The 22,879-nt window shown below is 44.3% G+C and carries 24 protein-coding genes; 12 read left to right on the top strand and 12 right to left on the bottom strand.

Annotated features, from left to right (window positions below; all coding sequences use genetic code 11):
• Positions 1-68 precede the first annotated feature (68 nt).
• The 3 genes from W293_RS0110380 to W293_RS0110370 all read left to right on the top strand — a co-directional run bounded on the left by W293_RS0110380 (position 69) and on the right by W293_RS0110370 (position 1,720).
• Positions 69-395, top strand: coding sequence for a BolA family protein (locus W293_RS0110380; RefSeq protein WP_025652367.1), 327 nt, complete (start codon positions 69-71; stop codon positions 393-395).
• Positions 396-533: 138 nt separating this feature from the next.
• Positions 534-893, top strand: a complete 360-nt coding sequence (locus tag W293_RS0110375; protein WP_025652366.1) for a SirB2 family protein — start codon at positions 534-536, stop codon at positions 891-893.
• 425 nt (positions 894-1,318) lie between these two features.
• The gene (locus tag W293_RS0110370) at positions 1,319-1,720 is read left to right on the top strand and encodes a hypothetical protein (protein ID WP_025652365.1); all 402 of its coding nucleotides are present in this window, start codon (positions 1,319-1,321) and stop codon (positions 1,718-1,720) included.
• A gap of 134 nt (positions 1,721-1,854) precedes the next feature.
• On the opposite strand, the gene trxA is transcribed toward W293_RS0110370, so the two are convergent.
• Together trxA and W293_RS0110360 are read right to left on the bottom strand one after the other, a co-directional pair.
• A complete protein-coding gene (gene trxA / locus W293_RS0110365) occupies positions 1,855-2,292 on the bottom strand; it encodes a thioredoxin (protein WP_025652364.1) in 438 nt (145 codons plus the stop codon).
• A 150-nt stretch (positions 2,293-2,442) separates the two neighbouring features.
• A complete protein-coding gene (locus tag W293_RS0110360) occupies positions 2,443-3,315 on the bottom strand; it encodes an MBL fold metallo-hydrolase (RefSeq protein ID WP_025652362.1) in 873 nt (290 codons plus the stop codon).
• A gap of 395 nt (positions 3,316-3,710) precedes the next feature.
• Here W293_RS0110360 and W293_RS0110355 point away from each other — a divergent pair, with 395 nt between their 5' ends.
• From W293_RS0110355 to W293_RS0110335, 5 genes are all read left to right on the top strand, one after another.
• The gene (locus W293_RS0110355; protein ID WP_319802578.1) at positions 3,711-4,082 is read left to right on the top strand and encodes a metalloregulator ArsR/SmtB family transcription factor; all 372 of its coding nucleotides are present in this window, start codon (positions 3,711-3,713) and stop codon (positions 4,080-4,082) included.
• Positions 4,083-4,138: 56 nt separating this feature from the next.
• A complete protein-coding gene (locus tag W293_RS0110350) occupies positions 4,139-5,848 on the top strand; it encodes a SulP family inorganic anion transporter (RefSeq protein WP_025652360.1) in 1,710 nt (569 codons plus the stop codon).
• Positions 5,849-6,124: 276 nt separating this feature from the next.
• Positions 6,125-6,451, top strand: a complete 327-nt coding sequence (locus tag W293_RS0110345) for a beta-lactamase hydrolase domain-containing protein (protein WP_025652359.1) — start codon at positions 6,125-6,127, stop codon at positions 6,449-6,451.
• A 119-nt stretch (positions 6,452-6,570) separates the two neighbouring features.
• Positions 6,571-6,903: a TIGR01244 family sulfur transferase gene (locus W293_RS0110340; protein ID WP_025652358.1), complete on the top strand. Its 333-nt coding sequence runs from the start codon at positions 6,571-6,573 to the stop codon at positions 6,901-6,903.
• A 153-nt stretch (positions 6,904-7,056) separates the two neighbouring features.
• On the top strand, positions 7,057-7,797 hold the full coding sequence (locus W293_RS0110335) for a glutathione S-transferase family protein (RefSeq protein WP_025652357.1): 741 nt from the start codon (positions 7,057-7,059) through the stop codon (positions 7,795-7,797).
• 16 nt (positions 7,798-7,813) lie between these two features.
• Here the strand turns inward: W293_RS0110335 and W293_RS0110330 are convergent, their stop codons facing one another.
• The 3 genes from W293_RS0110330 to ahpF form a co-directional block, all read right to left on the bottom strand.
• Entirely contained in the window at positions 7,814-8,608 is a 795-nt protein-coding gene (locus W293_RS0110330) for a hypothetical protein (RefSeq protein WP_025652356.1), read from the bottom strand.
• Positions 8,609-8,682: 74 nt separating this feature from the next.
• Entirely contained in the window at positions 8,683-9,537 is an 855-nt protein-coding gene (locus tag W293_RS0110325; RefSeq protein WP_025652355.1) for a hypothetical protein, read from the bottom strand.
• Positions 9,538-9,670: 133 nt separating this feature from the next.
• Positions 9,671-11,251 (bottom strand): alkyl hydroperoxide reductase subunit F, encoded by a 1,581-nt coding sequence (gene ahpF, locus W293_RS0110320; RefSeq protein ID WP_025652354.1) that lies wholly within the window; start codon positions 11,249-11,251, stop codon positions 9,671-9,673.
• 488 nt (positions 11,252-11,739) lie between these two features.
• Here ahpF and W293_RS0110315 point away from each other — a divergent pair, with 488 nt between their 5' ends.
• On the top strand, positions 11,740-11,988 hold the full coding sequence (locus W293_RS0110315; protein ID WP_025652353.1) for a YdcH family protein: 249 nt from the start codon (positions 11,740-11,742) through the stop codon (positions 11,986-11,988).
• A 385-nt stretch (positions 11,989-12,373) separates the two neighbouring features.
• Positions 12,374-12,622 (top strand): YdcH family protein, encoded by a 249-nt coding sequence (locus tag W293_RS0110310; protein ID WP_025652352.1) that lies wholly within the window; start codon positions 12,374-12,376, stop codon positions 12,620-12,622.
• Positions 12,623-12,794: 172 nt separating this feature from the next.
• Here W293_RS0110310 and ahpC read toward each other — a convergent pair whose 3' ends face one another.
• The gene (gene ahpC / locus W293_RS0110305; RefSeq protein ID WP_025652351.1) at positions 12,795-13,361 is read right to left on the bottom strand and encodes an alkyl hydroperoxide reductase subunit C; all 567 of its coding nucleotides are present in this window, start codon (positions 13,359-13,361) and stop codon (positions 12,795-12,797) included.
• A 278-nt stretch (positions 13,362-13,639) separates the two neighbouring features.
• On the opposite strand from ahpC, the gene W293_RS0110300 reads away from it, so the two are divergent.
• On the top strand, positions 13,640-14,548 hold the full coding sequence (locus W293_RS0110300; protein ID WP_025652350.1) for a hydrogen peroxide-inducible genes activator: 909 nt from the start codon (positions 13,640-13,642) through the stop codon (positions 14,546-14,548).
• Positions 14,549-14,601: 53 nt separating this feature from the next.
• The gene (locus W293_RS0110295) at positions 14,602-15,270 is read left to right on the top strand and encodes a hypothetical protein (protein ID WP_025652349.1); all 669 of its coding nucleotides are present in this window, start codon (positions 14,602-14,604) and stop codon (positions 15,268-15,270) included.
• On the opposite strand, the gene W293_RS0110290 is transcribed toward W293_RS0110295, so the two are convergent.
• The 6 genes from W293_RS0110290 to W293_RS0110265 all read right to left on the bottom strand — a co-directional run bounded on the left by W293_RS0110290 (position 15,251) and on the right by W293_RS0110265 (position 22,847).
• Entirely contained in the window at positions 15,251-15,853 is a 603-nt protein-coding gene (locus tag W293_RS0110290) for a methyltransferase domain-containing protein (RefSeq protein WP_025652348.1), read from the bottom strand. The genes W293_RS0110295 and W293_RS0110290 overlap by 20 nt on opposite strands.
• A 106-nt stretch (positions 15,854-15,959) precedes the next feature.
• A complete protein-coding gene (locus W293_RS0110285) occupies positions 15,960-16,622 on the bottom strand; it encodes a M48 family metallopeptidase (protein ID WP_025652347.1) in 663 nt (220 codons plus the stop codon).
• A gap of 24 nt (positions 16,623-16,646) precedes the next feature.
• Entirely contained in the window at positions 16,647-18,272 is a 1,626-nt protein-coding gene (locus W293_RS0110280) for a DUF1513 domain-containing protein (protein ID WP_025652346.1), read from the bottom strand.
• A gap of 3 nt (positions 18,273-18,275) precedes the next feature.
• Positions 18,276-19,424 (bottom strand): imelysin family protein, encoded by a 1,149-nt coding sequence (locus W293_RS0110275; RefSeq protein WP_025652344.1) that lies wholly within the window; start codon positions 19,422-19,424, stop codon positions 18,276-18,278.
• A 41-nt stretch (positions 19,425-19,465) separates the two neighbouring features.
• A complete protein-coding gene (locus tag W293_RS0110270) occupies positions 19,466-21,127 on the bottom strand; it encodes a di-heme oxidoredictase family protein (protein ID WP_025652343.1) in 1,662 nt (553 codons plus the stop codon).
• A gap of 265 nt (positions 21,128-21,392) precedes the next feature.
• Entirely contained in the window at positions 21,393-22,847 is a 1,455-nt protein-coding gene (locus W293_RS0110265) for an imelysin family protein (RefSeq protein WP_025652342.1), read from the bottom strand.
• Positions 22,848-22,879 lie beyond the last annotated feature (32 nt).

Genomic DNA, 22,879 nt, shown 5'->3' with positions numbered 1-22,879 from the left:
TAATGGTCATCATACGGTCTCAAATATTGCTTCAAAGACTGCTAAGCTTCACAAAATAAAGGATTCTTATGAGTACCCACTCACCGACTGCCGACGCGCTCCATCAGGAGCTACAGGGCTTACAACCGCAGCATATCGAATTAATCAATGAATCGATGAATCATGCAGGTTATTTCGAGGGTAAAGAGAGCCATTTTAAACTGACTATTGTGAGCGATGCCTTTGAAGGCAAACGTTTGGTCGCGCGTCATCAGCTCATATATGGCTTGGTTAACGCCTTATTGACCTCACAGGGTGGTCAAGTACATGCCTTGGCGATTCATGCTTATACGCCAACCGAATGGCAAGGTCAAAGTCCTGATAGCCCGCTATGTGCCGGACAAAATAAAAGCTAGGTAAGCTGTAGCCAATTTTTAAGTTAAATAACAATTATTAGAAACACGTTGCTCACGATGTGCTTGCCACTTAAACAGCTGACATCGCGTGCTTTTTTACAAACTTGCAAATTGCCCCGTTAAAGGAAATGACACTCGATGAAACATTTACATATGCTCATGGCAGTATTGGTGATTGTGCTATTTTTATACCAAAGCTATCTGGCATTAAGCGCCAATCGACGAGCGCCACGCGTGTTCAAAATAGCCACCCATGTCCTCTATGCGTTGCTCATCGTGTCAGGCGCCGTGATGCTGATGCAACTGATGAATGCCAATGCGCCAGTACAATGGGTATTTGCCAAAATAATCCTACTCGTAGCGGCTATTAGCGCCAGTATCAAAGCTTTTCATCCTCACGCGACACCGGGGCAAACCAAAATAGGCATTCTTATCGCTGCCGTGGCTTATATCGGCATTGTATTACTGGCCTTTAGCAAACCTGATAATTTATTTTAATCGCCACTCTATATCTGACTGAGCTTGAATAAAGTGATGGCGGGATTGCAAGATAAACGTCTACTAAGGCGTATATTTTTAATATCTTAATCCCGTTATTTTTGCTATCTTAAATAAATACAATGCCTTGCATGCTTGTTTAAGGCATGTTCGTTATTAAAAAGGATCATTTGCAAGCGAATAATTATTAGGGCGTGTCTTCATTGCAAAAATGGTGATAAAAATGAGATAAATTGCCGTCAAACAAGAAAAACAGCGTAGATAATATCGAGATATTAACCAGCTATTTGACGATGTTTGGCAAGATTTAGCCCATTTAGATGACTATCGATAAATTGAAGACACGCCCTAGCAAAGCAATTACGATTATTTGACTTAAAAGTTTAGCAACTGCACCTATCATTACTTAGCCCTATGGAGCCATTATGAAAAACCTTACTATAGCGACACTCTTGGCATCAGCCGGTATGTTGGCTCTCTCAGGCTGCGCCTCTACTGGTAATATCACGCCGCAATATGTGCCGCCAAGTACGTATCAGAGCTATGACTGCCAAGCACTGAGCCAAGAGTACACCCGCGTCAATCGTTACGTTGATGCCGCGCGTAATGAGCAATCAACCTTATCCGCGTCAGGCGTCGGTGTTGGAGTTTCAGCAGGACGCTGGGGCATCTCACCGAATATCAGTTTTGGTGTGGGCAAAAGCAACAATACCAAAGCCCGCGATGCCAAACTATCACGGCTTTATGGTGAGCGTGATGCGATTGTCCAATCGGCCCGTATTCAGCGTTGTAGCTTCGTCAATGGTGTTAAGATTTATGGTGAATAAAATCACTTGATGCTTATTCGCTATCGTTTTGATAGTATGCAGATACCACTGTTTCAGCATTAAAAAAGCCAATACATTGATAGCGTATTGGCTTTTTTGTGTCCAATCATTATGAGTAAAAACTCAAGCAATGCTTAAGAATTTAGGCTTCTTATCCACTGGACAATTTGATTGCTAGGAAGCGCCCCTGATTGACGCGCCACTTCTTTACCGTTTTTGAAGGCCACCATCGTCGGTAGACTACGGATATTATAGGGCGCTGCCGCCTGCTCATATTTATCCGTTTGGATTTTGGCAAACACTACTTGCGGCAGCTGACCAGCAGCGGCTTTGAACTCCGGTGCCATCATAATACAAGGCTGACACCAGCTCGCCCAAAAGTCTACGACAGTCAATAGCTCATTTTTTTGAATAACTTTATTAATACTTTGTCCGTTTAGCTCATGCGGGCTAGCGGTCAATAATGGCTGACCACACTTACCGCAGTTTGGATCAGCCGCCAACTTGGCAGCGGGTACGCGATTGGTGGCTTGGCAATGTGGGCATACCACGTGCGAGTTTTGCTCACTCATTGTATATCTCCTATTCTAATTATTTTGATGGTTTTATTGTCTTAAAAATTCAACTTTGGCATTTTCATCTATAAGCTATTTGCCCAAGTTGGTTGCATCTGAACCGCTGGATCGACACAGATAATATCACTTATTGCAGCACTATTTAGCTTATCCACCAAGGACATTGATCGGTACTTTCAAATAACGCGTGCCATTGTCTTCCGGTGCAGGAAAGTGTCCGGCATCGATATTAACTTGGACAGACGGGATAATCAGACGCGGCATCTCAAGAGTCGAATCGCGGCGCTCACGCATCTGCACAAACTCTGCCTCATTGATACCATCTTTCACATGAATATTTCCTAGCTTCTGCGCCGCTACTGTAGTGGTTGGACAGTGCTTGCGTCCTTGGCCTGGGTAGTCATGACACAGATAGATGACTGTATTATCATCGAGCGCGAGTAGCTTTTGAATAGAATGATAGAGCATTTTGGCATCGCCACCGGGAAAGTCGCAGCGTGCTGTACCGACGTCAGGCGCGAACAAGGTATCGCCAACGAAGACCACTGTTTTTTCTTTGTCAGCCGCCAGATAAGCCATATCCGCCCGTGTGTGACCGGGCACATACATGGCTGTGATCGTAATATCGCCAAGCGCTAACGTGTCGCCTTCGTCGGTCAAAATATCGAATTGGCTGGCATCGGTGCGAAAGCTAGTATCAAAGTTAAAAATTTGCTTAAATATTTTTTGTACTTCGGTAATATGCTGACCGATGACCAATTCTCCGCCGAGATTTTCTTTAACATGGATAGCCGCTGAGAGATGATCGGCATGCGCATGGGTTTCGATGACATACAGCAGTTGCCAACCGTGCTCACGTACAAACTCAATGACCTCGTCTACGCTCTTGGTGCTCGTACGTCCTGACTTTGAGTCAAAGTCCAATACCGGATCGATAATGGCGCACAGCTGCTGCTGAACGTCTGCGAGTACATGGGTATAAGTCTCGGTGTCGCTATGTAAGAACGAATGAACTTGCATGGCCGCCTCTCTGTTTTTATAGGATGATGTCAATCTTCCACCCATTCTTTCAGTATAATGGGTGGTCATATACAATGTTTAATACGTAAACGAACACATCTTGAAAATGGTTATAAATAGTTGCCGTTAATCTTAACGCTGACGGCAACATCAAGAACAATGTCGACATTAGCCTTCAGGTTTTAAACCTGTCCTAATATGCTTTCGTAACGTTAATACCAATATAGCAACCGTCATACAATTTATCAATTTATATAATGTAAATAATGATAACTTGCTATGGATTGCGATATCATTGATAATTAACGGTAATCACACATTACTTTTATACAAGCCGCACGACCTCTATCGCGGTTTTATATAAGGAGCTTACTCTGACAACTTCCACCTCAGCATTGGCTAGCTCTACTGACCGTACTATCGAGTCTGCGTCAGATAGTAACGCAGACTTTGCGCCGATAGATCTTGCCAAACAAATGCAAAAAGCGTCTATGCAAGCCAGCCAATTATTAAAGTCGCTCTCACATCCTGATCGCTTGCTCCTCCTTTGTCAGCTGACACAAGGCGAGTATTGCGTCAGTGAGCTTGAGGGTTTGGTCGGTGTTGGGCAGCCGAGCCTATCACAGCAGTTAGGTATCTTGCGTAAGGATGAGCTGGTCACGACACGGCGCGACGGCAAGCAAATCTATTATAGTATCGCCAGCGACGACGCTTTGGCGGTGCTACATTTACTGTATGAGCGCTTTTGTGCCAAAACAGATGCCTAACTGGTTATTGAGTTCTTAGCTGTTTTTAACTTTATTTATTGTGATGATGTATTGATATGACCTCTATCGCCGCTCGCCTCATTCCCATTTGGCTGCGCCAGTATCAGCTGGCTGCCTTGCCGACTGACGTCATCGCTGGACTGGTGGTGGGCGTACTGGTGATACCGCAGAGTCTTGGCTACGCCGTACTTGCAGGCTTACCACCCGTCTACGGTCTATACGCAGCGATTGTGCCTGTCATCGTTTACGCTTGGCTCGGCTCTAGCAATGTGCAAGCGGTAGGACCGGTTGCCATCACCGCTATTATGACTGCCAGTAGTTTGTTGCCTTACGCTGATCGGGGCCCGGAACAATATGCTCTAATGGCAAGTTTATTGGCACTGATGGTAGGGTCTCTGCTTTGGATCGCAGGATGGCTCAAGCTTGGCTGGATTATGCAGTTTATCAGCCGCGGCGTATCGGCAGGGTTTGTGAGCGGCGCGGCGGTTCTTATCTTCGTCAGTCAGCTAAAATACTTAACGGATATTCCGATAGCAGGTAGTAGCCTAATTAGCTATCTATCGACCATGCAGTTATATGCGCGCCAGCTACACCTGCTGACCTTACTGATTGGCGTGATCGCCTTTGCTCTCTTATTCACGAATCGCTACGGTAGCAAATGGGTGTGGCGAACGTGGCTGTCTTCTTCCTCTGCCAAATGGGCGGAGCGCTTGTTTCCGCTTATTTTACTGGGAATTGCCATTTTACTCAGTATGGCACTGCATTGGGATGCGCGTGGCGTCGCCACTATCGGTAGTATTCCGCAAGGGCTACCGAGTTTTACCCTGCCCCATCTACCAGATATCCAAGAAGCACTTAAACTCTTACCAACCGCAGGACTCATGGCGCTTATTATCTTTGTCTCCAGCAGTTCCGTCGCCAGTACTTATGCGCGGCTACGCGGTGAGAAGTTTGATGCCAATCGTGAACTAACGGGGCTTGGACTCGCCAATATTTCCGGCGGACTTTTTCAGAGCTTTGCCGTGGCAGGCGGGTTTTCACGGACGGCTATCAACGTCGACTCAGGTGCCAAGACGCCACTTGCCAGTCTCATGACGGTACTGGTCATGGTTTTAGCGCTGATAGCATTTAGCAATGCGCTTGCCCCGCTACCCTATGCCTTACTTGGCGCAACCATCATGGCATCAATCATTGGTTTAATCGATATTGCCACCTTAAAGTCCGCTTGGCAACGAGATCGCTTAGATGGGGCAAGCTTTATCGCCGCGTTTACTGGGGTACTGATATTTGGGCTAAATACTGGCCTTGTCATCGGTCTCATGGTGTCATTTGCCAGTCTCATCTGGCAGTCGAGCCAACCTCATGTCGCCATCGTTGGTCAATTGGCTGGCACGGGCCACTTTCGCAATATCAATCGTCACGATGTTGTCACTTTTCATAATTTATTGATGCTACGTATCGATGAGAGTCTGTTCTTTGGTAATAGCGAATCGGTACATCGGCGTATTTTAAATGCTTTACAACAGTATCCAGAAGCGCATGAGCTGGTTCTTATTATGTCTGCTGTCAACCACATTGATCTGACTGCGCAAGAAATGCTCAGCACCTTGAATCAAGAGCTTGCCCTACAAGACAAGCATTTACACTTTAGCTTTATCAAAGGCCCAGTTATGGATATCATCGAGCACACCCCACTGATCACTGAGCTATCAGGACAGGTGTATCTTAGTACCATGGACGCCGTCAATGAGCTAAAGCAAATTTGAATATTTAAGTTGAACATTTAATTTAAATACTGAAGCTGAATACTCAAGCCGTATTGAACATCCCCTAATATTTGCGTCAACCATACAATCACTATTGATGTCTGCAACAAAATATCGTTATGATAGAGCGTATAGTATGCTAGCTTGTTGTATAACTAAATTGAATCTCAACAAGCCAAGCTAAACCAAGCCAAAACGACATAAAACAGCCTCTAAACGTCAAATTGACGCCTTATTGTTTTTTACATTCCTTAATAAACGCAAACGACCCCTTTTATGACCAATGATTTAACGATTTATAAGCAAATTTATCCGAGCCAATGCATCAAGATTGCGGAACTGGGTTATCGCTCAGTGCTCAATATACGCCCTGATGCCGAGGTCGACACTCAGCCCAACAGCTGCGACTTTATTAATGCAACGGCAAAAGCGAATTTGACTTATCACCATCTGCCCTTTGATGATGAGCGCCTGAGTATGCTGACTGTAGAACAGTTTGCCGCCTTTTATCACGCGATGCCAAAACCCATATTGATGTTTTGTGGTACGGGTGCACGTGCCAAACTGCTGTATCAAAGCGCATTGATGCAAGGTCTGCTATAAAACGACTATAACGCTTACATACGGTCTCTTTAGAAATGACGGCAATAAGCCTACCCTTATATGCTGTATTTTTATAACAAACATTTTACTCTTTCATATAAACAATAAAAGGAGCTCCTATGAGCCACGAAATCAGTATTACGGGACAAATTACCCCTGATCAAGTCCCTATGCTTGCCGAAAACGGCTTCAAAACCATTATCAATAATCGTCCTGATGGCGAAGAACCGGGACAACCGACCAGTGCTGATATCGAAGCCGCTGCTACCGAGGCGGGGCTTGCTTATAAAGAAGTCTCATTCGCTGGTAGCGAGCTCAATCAAAACCACGTCGAGGAGTTTGCTGACTTTTTTAATCAAGCCGAGCAACCCGTCTTGATATTTTGCCGTACTGGTGCGCGTTCAACCGGTATCTATGAAGCCGCTAAGCGCATGGATTTGTTAGACGATTGATATTGATCTAAATACAATTACCGCTGTTTTAAAAACGCCCGTCCAAATTTTGGATGGGCATTTTTTATTGGGATTACTAAACTATAGACTGGTCAATTTTCAGCATTGGGTACATAATCAAATTTTATTTATATAATTTGATAGGATTTTATGATGCAAAAACCACTTCTCATCATCGGCAATAAAAACTATTCCTCTTGGTCATTACGAGCTTGGCTATTACTCAAAGCCTTTAATATTGATTTTGAGGAGCAAGTGATTGAGCTGTTTCATCCCTCAGCGACACCGATTCTCGATGAGCATGCGCCAACAGGTAAAGTACCCGTTTTAGTCTATGGCGAGAATGATGAAAGAGTTATGGTATGGGATACTTTAGCGATTGCCATTCACGCCAATGATTATTTGACAAACTTGGATATTTGGATAGGACTGAATAAGTCCAATATTGATAATAGCAACAGAATAAATAGCGCCTACTGCCAAAGTATCGTCGCCGAAATGCATTCAGAGCTGATGGGCATTCGTAGTGACATGCCGATGAATATCCGAGCTACAGCAAGGATACAACCCAGCGCTGCTTGCCTGACTGACATTGCTCGTGTCGAAGAGATTTTTGCAGATTGTTTAAAAAATCGCTCAAAAAACAGTTATCTATTTGGTCAATTTACGGCTGCCGATGCTTTTTTTGCGCCAGTAGTGCTACGCTTGCAGACTTATACTGATGCCTCTGACATAGTATTAAAACCAACGACCAAACAGTATTGTGAGACTATGTTAAACAATCCTCATATACAAGCTTGGATCGATTCAGCGTTAAAAGAGACACGCGTCATCAAAGAGGATGAAGCAGGTGAGATACTGTCGGTGGTTGGGGTGTTGGCTGACCAAAAGTGAATCATTGAAAACAAGCCTAATAATTATCTTTCAAAGGATATTCATTAGGCTCTATATAACCTTTGTCTTTTTGGTAGTTGATGGAAAAGATACTATTTTTATAGGTTTTACCCTGATTATATCCATTCACAGTTAGCTTTAGAGGGTAAAACCCGTTTACCGTTTTACTGGTATCAATTTCTAAATCAGCACTCCTATCATTACACAGACGCTGTCCCTTACCACCGCAACTGTCTGAACCATCACTATCAAAACCTGCGCCAATCCAGTTCTCCATTATACCGCGACCATTTGGCGTCAATATCACAAAGCTGGTACTCGTGTAACCTTGATGCGTATCACCATGCTCGTTCATAAAGCCCCACGTATTTGGGGCAAACTGTTCTAAACCCCAACCCCCTAAACCAAGCCCCCAACTACCTGCATTCATATAAGGATTGGCCGACTCAACTTGCCAACCTTCACCTTTAGGTTTTAAAACAAACATACCGACTAAACCACTAGCGCCATGACCGCGTAAAACTTCTTTACCATCTTCATCAAAGCTAACATCGCCTGTAATTAATATATATAAGCGTTTACCTTTATCCGTCTCTATGACTTTTTGCCGATCAATATCGATGCAATAGCCGGTCATATAAGGTTCTCTAGTTAAACCACTTACGGAACCAGAAGGGGCAATCGCACCATGACACCCTAATGCTTCATTATAAATCGGATAGTACGGCTTGAGGATATCCATCACGCTATCAGCAGCAGAGGCATTTGTGACAAAACCTAGTAATCCAAAACTAAGACATAACCTTAACATGAGTATTGATCCATATAATTTGGCGTGCATCATACCTACCTCAATTGGCTCAGTAAATGACTCTGATGATATCACTATACGGGATAATCTTTGGGCTTTTGATACCCTTTTTTCGGCTCGTATTTTATTTTATAGACCTGATTGTTATAGGTCTTTTTTTCTGAACCGTTATAGTTATACTTATGACCACTGATTGTAATCTCTAGCGGGTAAAAACCATTTATCAGCGTCGTTTTATCGATATTGAGCTTGGCTTTCAATAATGTGCAATATTCTACCTTTCTATCTTTACTACAGCCAGATGGTGCTATAGGATTGTTTTCTGTAGTTGCTTTCGCAGCTATATGACTATATATCACTTTTTTTGACTTAGGGTCTGGTGTCATTAATACGTATTTAGAAAAAGATTGAATGTAGTGCGAATCACTATGAATATTAATAAATCCCCAAATATCAGGGGCAACTCGTATCAGCTTCCAGTCTTTTAGTCCTGCACCAGAAGCGCCTGCATTCATCACTGGATTAGCGTATTCCACCTCCCAACCGGAACCTTGTGGCTTTAAAACGAACATACCCACTAGACCAGTATCAGCGTGAGAACTATATGCCGCAGCACCATTTTCATGAAAAGCGACGTCACCAATGACTGATATGTATAACCGTTTACCTTGCTTGGTTCGTACCTCCAGTTGTCTATCAATCTCTATGCAATATCCGCTTTGATGCGGTGTTTCTTCGCCAGATGATGAACCGTTATTAGCCATAATACCTTGACACTGCTTTGTCTCATTATAGATGGGATAGTATTCATTCAGAATCTCATTGACGGTTTGCCCTGCATAAGCATTGGTTACACTAAATATAAACGATATAAAAACCAGACATTTAGCCCAATGACTATTTTTGTTGATTGCACATTTATTTTTCACTATTAAGTTCTCATAAAAAAAATATTAACAAACATACGTCAACTTATATTATTTAACAAGCAGTAAAACATTTTTCACAAAAAAACCACCTCAAAAGAGGTGGCTTCTCAAACTAACTTTAAAGCTAAATAATCTACTGCATGACCAAGTACTCAAAAGCACTCAACGCCGCTTTTGAACCCTCGCCCATCGCAATGTTAATTTGCTTAAATGGCACAGTCGTGACGTCACCACAAGCAAAGATACCTTTGCGATCCGTACGGCAGCGCTCATCAATCTCAATTTCACCAAAGCGGTTTAAATCAACAAAGCCTTTGATAAATCCAGTATTAGGGACTAAGCCAATCTGTACAAAGACACCGGACAAATCACGCTCATGAGTTTCACCTGTTTTGCGATCTTCAAAGACGATAGAGCTGACTTTACCATCAGTAGCCTTAATCTCTTTGGTCGCCGCCCCAGTGATAAACTCGATGTTTGACTTCTCTTTGGCTTTGTTAATCAATACCTGATCCGCTTTTAGATCATCAGCGAACTCAAGCACCGTCACATGCTGCACGATACCCGCAAGGTCTAACGCCGCTTCGACACCGGAGTTACCACCACCGATGACAGAGATTTCTTTACCTTTAAAGAAGGGTCCATCACAGTGCGCACAGTAAGCCACGCCTTTACCAATGTTTTCTTCTTCGCCCGGTACACCAAGCTTACGCCACTGAGCACCCGTCGCTAGGATGATACTACGCGTCTCAAACGTCTCACCAGTGTTGAGGTGAATACTATAGTTCTCTTCCTTAGTCTCGCCAATTTCTTTGACGCTGACGTGTTCTTTCAGCGTGATATTGTATTCGCCTAAATGTTTGACAAAGTCTGCTGATAGATGCGTACCTGTCGTCAATGGTACAGAAATCAAGTTTTCGATATCTTGGGTATCTTTGACCTGCCCACCGATACGATCAGCGACCATGGTCACTTTTAGGCCTTTACGCGCGGTATAGATAGCAGCGGCAACGCCAGCAGGGCCTGCACCGATAATAGTGACATCTTGCTGCTCTAATTGCTCAGCATCGTCTGCACTACCCTCTGCCAACAAGTCAGGGAACTGCTCTTGCAACTTGGTAATCAACTTGGCCGTATCAATCAAACCATTAGCAAAAGGTTTACCATTTAAAAATACCGCTGGTACGCCTTGGATGTTATTTGCTTCTACTTGCTCTTGGAATAACGCGCCATCGATCATCTCATTGCTGATGCCGTCATTCAATAAGGCAAATTGATTCAACGCTTGCACGACTTCTGGGCAACTGTGGCAAGATAACGACACGTAAGTCTGGAACTGTAGTGGCTTATTAAAACGCTTAATCAGCTTTTGAATGCCTTCGTCTAGTTTTAGCGTATGACCACCCGCTTGCAAGATTGCCAAGATAAGCGAGGTAAACTCATGACCACCAGGAATACCGCTAAAGACGATACCCGTATCAGTCAACGCGTCATCAGCATGGCTGACGACTTTAAAGCTAATGGGACTCGATAAGCTGTCGTCATTAGCGTCGACATCAAAATTAATCTTGTCAGTCGTACCAGCAATTTTGGTCAAAAAATCAATCAACTCTGCGCGCTTTGCATGCTCACCGCTACCCAATACAAAGGTAATGGGACGGGTCATATTCTCGCTATAGCTTTTGACAGCATCTAATAAACTTTGATCTATCATGTTTGTTCCTCATTATTATTCAATATGTAACGACAACTAAGTGGTTGCACGTGTAAAGATGGAAAATCTGGAGTCAGTAATATTGTTTAAAGTGTTATTTGGATAAGGCTTGTACCTTTCGATGTCCCTATTATCATAGGTTTCATGAGTTTGAGCAAGCTGAGAAACCCAAATCTTATGTTTTATAAAACCAATCATTAACTGTCATTTTTAATTAAATTTAAACTTACAAGAAGATTATTCTCATAGTATCAACAGGGTTTTTTCGCTACAATCGAGTAAGAGCAATAGGAATAATTCCTGTTTTCTAGCGGAAACCTGGCTTTTATGCATGCTTATTAAAGGCTATTTTTGCTTGTATTAAGCCTTATCACTATTGAGAGTAATAGCGGTTTGGTTCAATAATAATCGAGTCTCACAATCATAGATCTTAACGACAATGCGCTGATGCTAATCGTTAGCTTGCGCTTCATAACAAGGATGACCAGATGAGAAAGACTGATACAAGGACAGATAACAAAGAAATCATTGCTGAACTTAAGCAAAAAGACAGTCATTTTGCGAGTATTTTTGCCGAGCATACTCAGCTTGATGAAAAGATCAATTATCTTGAGAAGGATTTAATAAAACATAGCAGCTGTGATGATGAAATAGAACAAATGAAGCGGCGCAAGCTACATCTTAAAGATGAGATTTATAAGATAATCGATAAAAACAAAACGCAATCTCACGCTTAATGCTTCATTTATTAGGGCGTATCTTCATTTTGATCTCATCTGAGCATACTCATTCAGATTAAGGAGACGCCCTAAAATTACTGCTAAGAATTTCTTACATCTAGGGAATGTCATCAATTAGCACATTGATACATTTAGTGGTCTTAAAATGGCTAAATTTAGTCAAACATCGTCAGAAATCTTGTCAATATGTTCATATTTACGGCAATTCCTTCCTTGTTTGGCTGCAATTTTCCTCATTTTAAGCCTCACAATCTAAATGATGACACGCCCTAGTTTTATAAATCTTAATTTTATAATCAACAAGTCTCACAATCATAATCTGCCTTAACCACAACGCGTCACTGCTTATGTTAAGCACACGCTAAATAACAAGGATGACAACATGACCATGACTGATAAATGGCAAGACCACAGCGACATCATCGATGAGCTCAAACAAAAAAATACGCACTTTGCGAGTATCTTCGATGAACACACCACGCTGGATAGGCAAATCAACAAGCTTGAAAATGACGTGGTCAAACACGCCAGCCGCGATGAAGAAATCGAACAAATGAAGCGGCGCAAGCTCCAGCTCAAAGATGAGATTTACAAAACCATAGATAAAAATAAAATGCAATCTCAAGCGTAATCGCTTATTTATTATTGACAAACAACAATAAAAATATAGACTGTCAACATAAAAAGACCCCATCAACGTAAGCTGATGGGGTCTTTATTTATAGCGCTGGTTCAAATTAAAAAATCATAAAAACAGCGCACCTCTCTTTAAATAGTTAGATAACTATTTAGATTTTACTGACTTAGATTTTACCCACTAGGTCAAGACTTGGCTTCAATGTATCGCCGCCTTGTTCCCAAGCTGCTGGGCAAACTTCGCCGTCGTTTTCACGAACATACTGTGCTGCTTTTACTTTACGTAGCATGTCTTTTGCACTACGGCCGATACCGCCAGCATGAATCTCAGCAACTTGAATCAAACCATCTGGATCGATTAAGAAAGTACCGCGCTCAGCCAAACCTGCTTCTTCGATCATCACGTTAAAGCCACGGGTGATTTTACCAGTAGGATCACCGATCATTGGATAGGTCACTTTACCGATAGCCTCTGAAGAGTCATGCCATGCTTTGTGCGTGAAATGCGTATCAGTCGATACTGAATACACTTCTACGCCCAAACCTTTAAGCTCTTCATAATGGTTTGCCATGTCTTCAAGTTCAGTTGGGCAAACAAAGGTAAAGTCAGCTGGGTAAAATAGGAAAATCGCCCAGTCACCTTTTACGTCTTCTGAAGTGATGGTTTTGAATTCACCGTTTACATATGCATCTGCTGAAAATTCTGGGATTTCTTGATTGATAATAGACGCCATGATTGGCTCCTTTTTTGATTAAGTATGATTGAATAAAATTGTGATTATTTATTTGATTGTTTCCGTTAAGCCTTGAACTATCTGGGCTACCTGACAAACTATACGCGAATTCTATGGTTAATCCAGTTAAAAGTTTTTAATGTGATGTTTTGTTTTATTAAACTTGTTAAACTATTCTATCTACTTCCTGTCATCAGTGCGCTATCGGTAAGTTTCGATAATGACCAAGAGACATAAGTATCATCACTTGCATAAAAACCAACAATAAAAGAGGTCTTATGATTACCTTACGTCAACTTGAATTTGCCTTAGCAGTCGCTAAACACCGCCATTTCAAACGGGCAGCGGAAGATTGTAATATTTCGCAGTCTGCGCTGAGCTTAGGTATCGCAGAATTAGAAAAACAATTAGACACGCAGATTTTTGAGCGTAATAACAAACAAGTACTTATCACTCCTATTGGGCAAGATATCCTCACGCGGGCGCAGCGTGTATTCTCTGAAGTGAGCGACTTGACCACCCGTGCGCATAGTCATCAAACGCCACTTGCCTACCCGATGACTGTCGGTATTATTCCAACGATTGCGCCTTATTTACTACCAAAAGTCCTGCCAGCGCTGCGAGCCAATTATCCAGAATTTCGTATGACCATCGTTGAGCAGCAAACCGAACGCTTACTCGAGCAAGTGCGTTACGGTCATATTGACACAGCCATCATTGCGCTACCCTATGCCGTAGAGGGCTTGCACAGTTTTGAATTTTGGAGTGAAGACTTCTTTGCGGTATTCCCAAAAGACGATGTCCATGCCAAGCTTGAGACCATTAATTCTGACGAGCTCGCTACGGCCAATCTTATGCTGTTAGGTGAAGGACATTGCCTAACCGATCAGACGCTATCAGTATGTCATTTTGATCGCGCACAGATGAAGTCGAGCTTTTCTGACGCCAGTCTCAACACCCTCATTCAGATGGCACTTGCCAATATGGGTACAACCTTAGTACCTGAAATGGCGCTGGATCAATTACATCTACAAAACCAAAATGCAGTCGCAGTGCCATTGGCAGAAAAAGGCCCACATCGCCACATCGCCTTTGTCACCCGTTTGAATTATGCGCGTGTCGACGATGTAAATTTACTGGGCAAAGTGTTTAAACAAGCTTTTGAAGAATCAGCTAATAAAAGCTGAGTGAACTGTTGAGATTATGAGGCGCTAATCATGTTAGGCAAGTGAGGGTAAATATGAATGATGTCTCGCACGTAACGTCCGACCTTGGTCAGCGCTTCGCCATGCATTTAGCTGCCATTGCTAATAATATTGATCCAAGGGAAGTACAAGCGCTTTGGCAAGCAGTCGCTATCCGCTACAACGAACCTCAACGCGCTTATCATACCTTGCGCCATATTGAGCAGTTGTTTGCCCAATTTGAGCAAGTTAAATCTCATCTTTATGAGCCGCATATTATCGCTTTAGCATTGTATTATCACGATGTGATATACGAGCCGACGCGCTCAGATAATGAGCTTAAAAGTGCAAAATATGCGGTGGAATCGTTAAGTCCTTATCTGACTACTGAGCAATGCCAACTTATCTACGCGCTGATTATGATGACGGCTACCCATCAACTTGATGAATTACTGGATGCTAATAAACGCAGCGATGCGGCTTATTTGTTAGATATGGATTTAAGTATGTTGGGTGCTGCGTGGTCTGAATATGAACTGTATGCATCTGCAGTACGCCAAGAATATGCACATGTGCCAGTGACAGATTACCGTATCGGACGCACAGCTGTGCTAAAAGGACTACTGGCGCACTCAAGACTGTATTTGACTGATTTTTACTTTGAGCGATTAGAAAAGCCAGCTCGGGACAATATCAAGCGTGAGATTACTGCGCTTGCAGCTTGATAAATAACTCGCTGCCTTGGCGTGCAGGATGCGAATTATAGCTGGCCTCCATAATCTCTATATCAAAATACGCCTCAAAGCGCTGCTGATATTCCTCTATTGTGCCACCAAACGGTGGTTCATCACGCCCAAAATCCACATTAAAAAGTAGGCCAACCAGCTTGCCTTGCGGCTTCAATAACGCTGCCATCTGCTCGACATATTCATCACGACGTGACGGATTTATCGCACAAAAGAACGTCTGTTCGAGTATCCAATCAAATTGATATTGCTCAGCTGATAAATGAAAAAAATCTGCACAAATTAAATGCTTGGAGGGAAAATCAGGATAACGTTCAGCAAAAGTCTCAATCGGCGCAGCAGCGAAATCGACCAACGTAACATTGGTAAAACCCTGCTCATGTAGATAACCTACCTCATACGCATTGCCTGCACCCGGCACTAAAATGGCCTGATCTTTCGCAGTGGCTGGCAGTTGGTCGATATAAGCTTTTAGCGGTGGTGACACCTGTCCCATATCCCACTGTATGCTACCAGTCTCATAACGCTGCTGCCAAAATTCGGCTTGATTGACATTTTTCATCTGACATCCTTGTATCTGGCTTGATTATTTAAATAACAGGCGGTGTACCATGAGCATTTATCATATCAGGCTGCGCGCTTATCTTTATATGATTTGCGTGAGACCTTTAGTCTAACTGACCCGTTTTACCCGCCAGCATATTGTGCCACTGCTGATAATCTGGCATCGCTGCTGCTACCGTCTGCCAAAATGCCTTGCTATGATTGGCATGATGCAGGTGACACAGCTCGTGGACGATGACGTATTCGGTGCATTCAATCGGATAAGCAGGAAGATACACGGACAACCAAATTCGGCGCGCGCGAGTGTTACAACTGCCCCAGCGCGTATGCATTTTTTTCAGTCGTACTTCGTTAGCGGTAGCACCGACTATTGGCTGCCACTTAGCGAATAGCGTCGGATTTACTTCCGTAAGTTGTTGCCGATAATAAGCCATTTTTTCATCGTGACTGAGGGTGAACGATTGTACGATACCCCACAAGCTAACGGGGCTGTCTACGCTTGAAGCTTCAGGTTTCGGGGTTTGGTTGCGATGGTAGCGTGCCAATACTTGCGGATGGTGGTCTAGCGCCCATGAGACACGCTTATCGACAGCTTGAGCGATTTGGCTGGCGCTGATAGACATCGGTACAGAAACCATAAGCGCATGAGGCTTTAGGCGAAAATTTATATTTTTGACGCGTTTTTTACTCACGTGTAGCGCAATACCCGCTTGTGCCAGCTGTTGTCTGGCCAAATCTAATACGAGCGACGTACTCGGTTGCGGCATCGTGATTTTATCCTTTTATACCACTTATGCTAAGACTGCCTGCAGATGATTGTCAAAAGACATATTATGTATCTGACTGTCCTGCACAATAATAGCAGCTGTATTCTTGGAATCTAACTCTGCTAAATCCGATGTCTCTACTGATAGCGTATTGACCCACAATCTTGTCAGTTTCCCGTGCCCGTCGCTGACGATAAAACCTGATGTTCCATCCTTGTTTTTGGCCTGACCAGATACCTGACCCGCGAATAGCGAGGCTCCTGCACAATCTGGCAAACGCACAGCATCAATCAGCATACGTGTGTTTAAATCATAAATCGCCGCACAGCCGCCAATTGGTGTGGTCACACACAACAGATTGCGCTCACTATCAACCGCGACACTGGCAATGTATTGATGGAAGCGTTGCCATTGATTGTTAGGCATAATCAATGGTTTAAAGTCGGGATCACCGCGATAGTGGGTCAAGACTAACGGCACATTGATATGTTTTTCACCTTGGAACTGAATACCAATCATCACCGTGCCATCATCATGTATGGCCAAATGGCGCACACTCATCTGATTGTGCTCAGGAGTAATTTGCTCAATCAGCGTTCCGTCATGACGATTCAAATAAGCCAAAGATGGACGCATGGTATCGAGATTCAGCTCTTCACGCGAGGCTTGTTCTGTTTTGATACCGCCATTAGCGATGACCAACGTCTCGCCATCTGGATGCATGATCAACTCATGTGGCCCAATACCATGCGTGTCAAACTCGGCTACTTTGCTATAATTATTACGAGCATCGTAGATACCAATTTTACCCGCCAAGCTTATCGTATCATTCTCAGTGACGTATAGCGTTGAGCCGTCCAAACTGTAGCAAGCATGTCCATAAAAATGGCGATTATCAGCCGCTGTAATAGCGAATTTTACTTGCCCTATCGCCGTATCTAATACCCAAAACTTTTCACTAGGGCGGCGACCCAGCACCACAACATCGCGTGGACAGTTATGAGTATTTGATTTGTTTTGATCGTTTTGTCTATTTTGAATATTAGGGATTGGCTGGACAACGATATCGTGGACACGCTCAGGCATGGTGGTCTGCCAAACGATTTGTCGGTCTGCATCGATACCAACCACCCCAAAGCCAGTTTCATCATTACTACTATCATCATTGCTATCGTCGTTATTTATCAATGAGCGGTTCTGTGGCATCGACGCTACGCCACTGACCCAGCATACTGGACGCGCCAACATAATGGTGCTATGTATTGCCGTCAGCTCAGTGACGATATTTTTACTATCACGATTTTTATCATCGATATCATCATGATAAGCTCGTTGCCACGCAGCAGATGCTTGCTGATAGGCATAGCGAAGGCGGGTCAACTGGGGCTTGGGCGATGCTTGCAATGTATGCAGCTGAGCACGCACACCCGACACATAATCCTGCAATCGTGCTTCAGGCTGATGCTGCTTGCGATAGTGATGATGGATACCAACCAATGCCGCCGTTCCCAGTACGCTACCAAGCGTAGTCAAAGCCGAAGTCATCAGCGGCTCATGATTTGAGCGCTTGTCTGCTGGTCTAGGCGTTGCTTTAGAGGACGCGCTATGACGTTTAGCTATCGCAGCTGTATAGGCTTCAGAGGTTTGCATGACTTAATCGCCATCATTGCTGTTAAAGCCAACACGGATACCGAGGGTCGGAATCAATTGGCGTTTCATCAGGCGGGTAATGGTCGTAAAGTGATCAAACAATTCTTGCTGCTTGGCTTTATCGGCAGTCGCTAAATCCTCTGGCATCTGCGCCAATAGCGTGGTGGTATCAGCCAGCTCGCTTGATAGACTGGCCGCAATAGCATTCTCATCATTGCTACCAAGAATGGCCGTCAATACTGGGTCAGTCAGCGTTTTATTCAAGGTAGCCAACTTAGCATTAATAATAGCGCGGCTTTGTCCAGCGGTAGCAGCAGGCAGATGACCCTTGGCTTTGCCTGTAAGACCTAATGGCTCATCAATAGCATTGGTCTTCATCGTCTCAATCAATGACAATAAAGCGTTAAACCACTGGTTCAAACCTTGATCGCTATCAGCCGTTTTATCAATCGCCAGTAAAGTCGTGGCGTTCTGCTGCCAGTTACTTTCGATGTCTTTTAATCGCGTGCTTAGTGCCGCGCTGGCGCTGACTACATAAGCACATTGAGCAGCATTCAAGCTGTCATTGGCAAATAGCGCCTCTTCCAGACCTGGTACGCCTTGCACAATAGCGCTCTCGTTAGCGAGCTGCTCTGGGGTTAGTTTTGGATTGGCCGCGATTAGCTCTGCAACCCCACTGTGTACCAAGCCGCGCTCGTCAGGATAATAGTTAATGTACAAGTTGCTCATACTAGCAGTCGCAGGACCGAAGTTGATCATCTCAGCACTCGCCCATGCTTGCGCCAGCACCAGCCACTGAGCACGTAACGCTTGTAACTCATCACTGCTGACAGGCGCTTGCTGACAATGCTTCTGCGCCAAATCATGTAACAAACCACTTTGCTTCGCTGCATCTGCATAAGCCGGAATGACAATGTCTTCAGCCACATGGGTCAGATAGGTTTTTTCGGTCTCCGCGCTGATATCTATGGCGACTATCTGTTCGTCATTCGCGCTATCGGCGGCCGTACTATTTGAGGCAGCGCCATCTTGCGCGACGGTTTGGCTATCCACCTCTGCTGTTTTATTCTCATCGGCAGGCTTGACACAACTGATGAGTAATCCAGCACTCAGTGCCGATAACGCCATTGCTAATGCAGGATTTATTTTCATAAGTTTCTCGGTAATGGGATAAGTAATAATTTATATCACCTTTATAATGATTTTAAGAAGGCGTTTAATTCTGCGCGTCCTTGCTTGTCCAACTTCAATACTTTTTGGCGTTGTTTTTCTGCTTCACCGCCATGCCATAGTACCGCTTCCATCAGCGTGCGCGCGCGACCATCATGTAAAAAGGTCGCTTGTGGATCGACGGTTTGAGCCAGACCAATCCCCCACAATGCCGGCGTACGCCATTCATATGAGTTGGCCAAAAACTCAACTTGTGCATCTTTTGCCGGTAGCTTACCCGCTATCGTACGATCGGCAAGATCATCACCCATGTCATGCAGCAGCAAATCTGTGTAAGGATAAATGACTTGTCCATGCTGCTCAAGATGATCGTCGTCAGTTTTTGGCAACTGATATCTTGGCGTATGACAACTCTGGCAGCCCATATCATAAAAGCGTTTTTTACCAGCCAGCACCAATTTATCATCGGCATTGCGGCGATGTGGCACCGCTAAGTTCCGCGTATAAAATTCTACAAACTTCGCGACTTCATCATTCACTTCGACCGGTGTCTTGCCATTACCTTGCTCATCAGCGCCAGTGGTCGCTTTAATACAAGCGGTTTGGCTCGGCATGCAAGACTCATGTGGACGAATGTTTGAGGTCAGCCCCATATCCTCATTAAAGGCACTTTGGTTTTGCGTAATCAGCTTGGTCTGACCGGCCTTCCAACCAAAACGACCGAGCGCATGCTTGCCCGTTTGCGGGTCCATCACCCAATTAAACTTACCACTGATGCCATCGCTATTTTTATTATTAGGCGTTTGGCTGGCTTGTTTTTTAATGTCTGCGTCTGGAATTTGCTCAAGTAGGCCCAGACCAATCATTGGCAAGGCGATGCGCGGCGAGACCATCATCTCATCATCGAATGCGCCATAGCCGGGTTTGGTCAACTCAAAGGTCGGCGCACGTAGGGTTTCAACATAACCATCGGCAAAGGTCACTGGCTTATCAGTCCACTGTACCGCAATTCGCGCTTCGGCCGGTACACCCTGAATACCGCGATCCTGTAACTGACCGCCATACATAGGATGCACCACTTTTTCGATCTGGGAATCCTGCAATTGCTGACGCTGCTCATCTGTTGTCGCTGGCATAGACAGACGTATTAATAAACTATCAGCATCGTCCTCACTGCTCATCGGCGCGTGACCACGACCGTCTTTGACGTGGCACGATTGGCAGGCAGCGACATTGAATAACGCACCAAGACCGTCACGGCTGTCCGTGCTAGCAGGCGCTACCACCCACGGTTGTTGAAAGAATGCATTACCAATAAAAAAAGAGCCTTTACGTGAGGCGGTGAGGTTTGACGAGGGTTTTGAGTAGCTCTCAGCGCTGGTAATACTGATACCAGTATCACCGCCTTGCTTAATCTCTTGCGGGTCAAAGGAAGCAAGCTGCTGCATGGATACCCCAGCCAGCGCTTCGATGTTTTGACTGCGCTCAGTAGACAATGAACTATCATCCTGCTTACCAGCCTGCGTGTCATTCTTATCAGCGGATGAGCTGTCAGTCGGTTGACAAGCCGCAAGTGACCATATGCAGAGCGCACTAAGCGCAAGCTTTAGAGGTGCATTTTTAGACAATAAAAAGGTATGAAGAGACATAGATGATCTGTCTTTCGTGGCAGGAAGGGCGTTCATAAGCATTGCCTTAGCGCTAGTATAGAACCATCAAAATCGCGCACCATAACAATATGTCGTTACAGTCAACAGGGTACAACTGTAAGAAAGCTGGCTGGTAGCGTTATTTTAATAGGGCATAAAAAAACACGTTGCCAACCGAGATTGACAACGTGTGTATTATACATAAATTACTTTCCTATGAAAATAATTCTCATTCACTTATAAAGACTTATCAGGCATTATAAATGAATACAACTGACGCTAGTAAGCGTATAAGCTGAGCTTAAAACTGTGAACCTGCATCAGCATCTAGATTGTCAATGCCAGCCGCTTTTGCCGCATTTTCAATACCAGTCGTCAATTCTTGCAAGCTGGTAATGGCAGTCTCAACCCAACCACGACGCGTATTTTGCTCTTCAGCAGAGATACCTTGTTTACTGGCTTGACCAACAGTCGCAATCATTTGATCAATCTTGATGCCTTCTTTTTCGCCCTTTTCGACGATGATATTAAAATCACTTTCCACCTTACTAAAATCAGCCGCCAGCTTATCAGCAACGTCTTTATGACCAGTATCAATTAGGTAGTTCTTCACGCCATAGCCACCCACGGTTTTACCCGCGACGGTCTTATAGCTACCATTAAAGACATTTTGAATACCGCGAGCATTATTGGCATAACTTAGATGGGTCAAGTCACTAAAGCACTCGTGCTCATCTTCGGTAGAGCCCGTGACAAAGGCGACTTGCATACGCTGAGAGGCCAGCTCGCCAAGTGCTAAACTGCCCATCTGGTACAAAATCTGGCGCAGACCATTGTTATCTTTACGCGCTATCATATCGCTGCGTAAGGTATGTTCGCTATCAGGCTGCCATTGGGCTTCCATTGCGGTTAAATCATCAACCAATAATTGCGCAGCAGCTTTTAAGAACTCGCCACGACGCTCACAAATACTTGCCTCTGTATTTGCGCTTTCGCCACTGGTACATTCACCATCGGTGGTGATATAGTCGCTAACCGGACGGTTGCCTACACCCTCACCGACGCCATTGGTATCTTGTCCCCATAGCATAAACTCAATCGCGTGATAGCCAGTCGTTACGTTGGCTTCACTACCACCAATCTCATTCATGTCTGCTAACAATTGCGGCGTAATGGTGCTGGTATCTTGCTTGATGCTACCGACGGCGATGCTATCACTATTGATGATATTGTCTTGACTGTTATATTCACCTTCGTAATCGTCGCTGACGTAATCAATGAGCGCTTCATCGAGCGGCCATGCATTGACCTGTCCTTCCCAGCTATCGACGCTGCCAATCTCACGCTGGTCATCAGCAGTCACAAAGGCTTCATCAAAACGGAACACTTCAGTTTGTGAGTAAGGCTGACGCGCCGCTTTATAGGCAGCTTTTGCCGCGTCAAGGTTCGCTTCAGTTGGCGTATCTACATAAGTATTTACAGCGGTCTGCAAGGTTTTTGCGCTATCTAATGAGTCTTTATAGGTAGCATGAGCCATATTTGCATAACTAATCACCAAGCGATCGATATTGGCTTTTTCTGCACCGGACGTGGTTTTATTATTAGCGGCTTCTGTGTCTTGTACCTCCGCTTGTGCATCAGTGGCGGCATCGTCATTGGCTTGTTTGGTACAACCCGATACTAGCAGTATCCCTGCAAGCGCAGCGGCTAAAGTAGTCGGTAAAATTTTACGGCTCGTCACTGTGGTCATATTCATACACGTCCTCGATGAGATACATTAGAAAAAGG

The organism is Psychrobacter sp. TB67, assembly GCF_000511065.1.
GTDB classification, from domain to species: Bacteria; Pseudomonadota; Gammaproteobacteria; order Pseudomonadales; family Moraxellaceae; genus Psychrobacter; species Psychrobacter okhotskensis.
The sequence above is the reverse complement of the archived record's forward strand: the minus strand, read 5'-3'. Positions and strand labels throughout refer to the sequence as shown.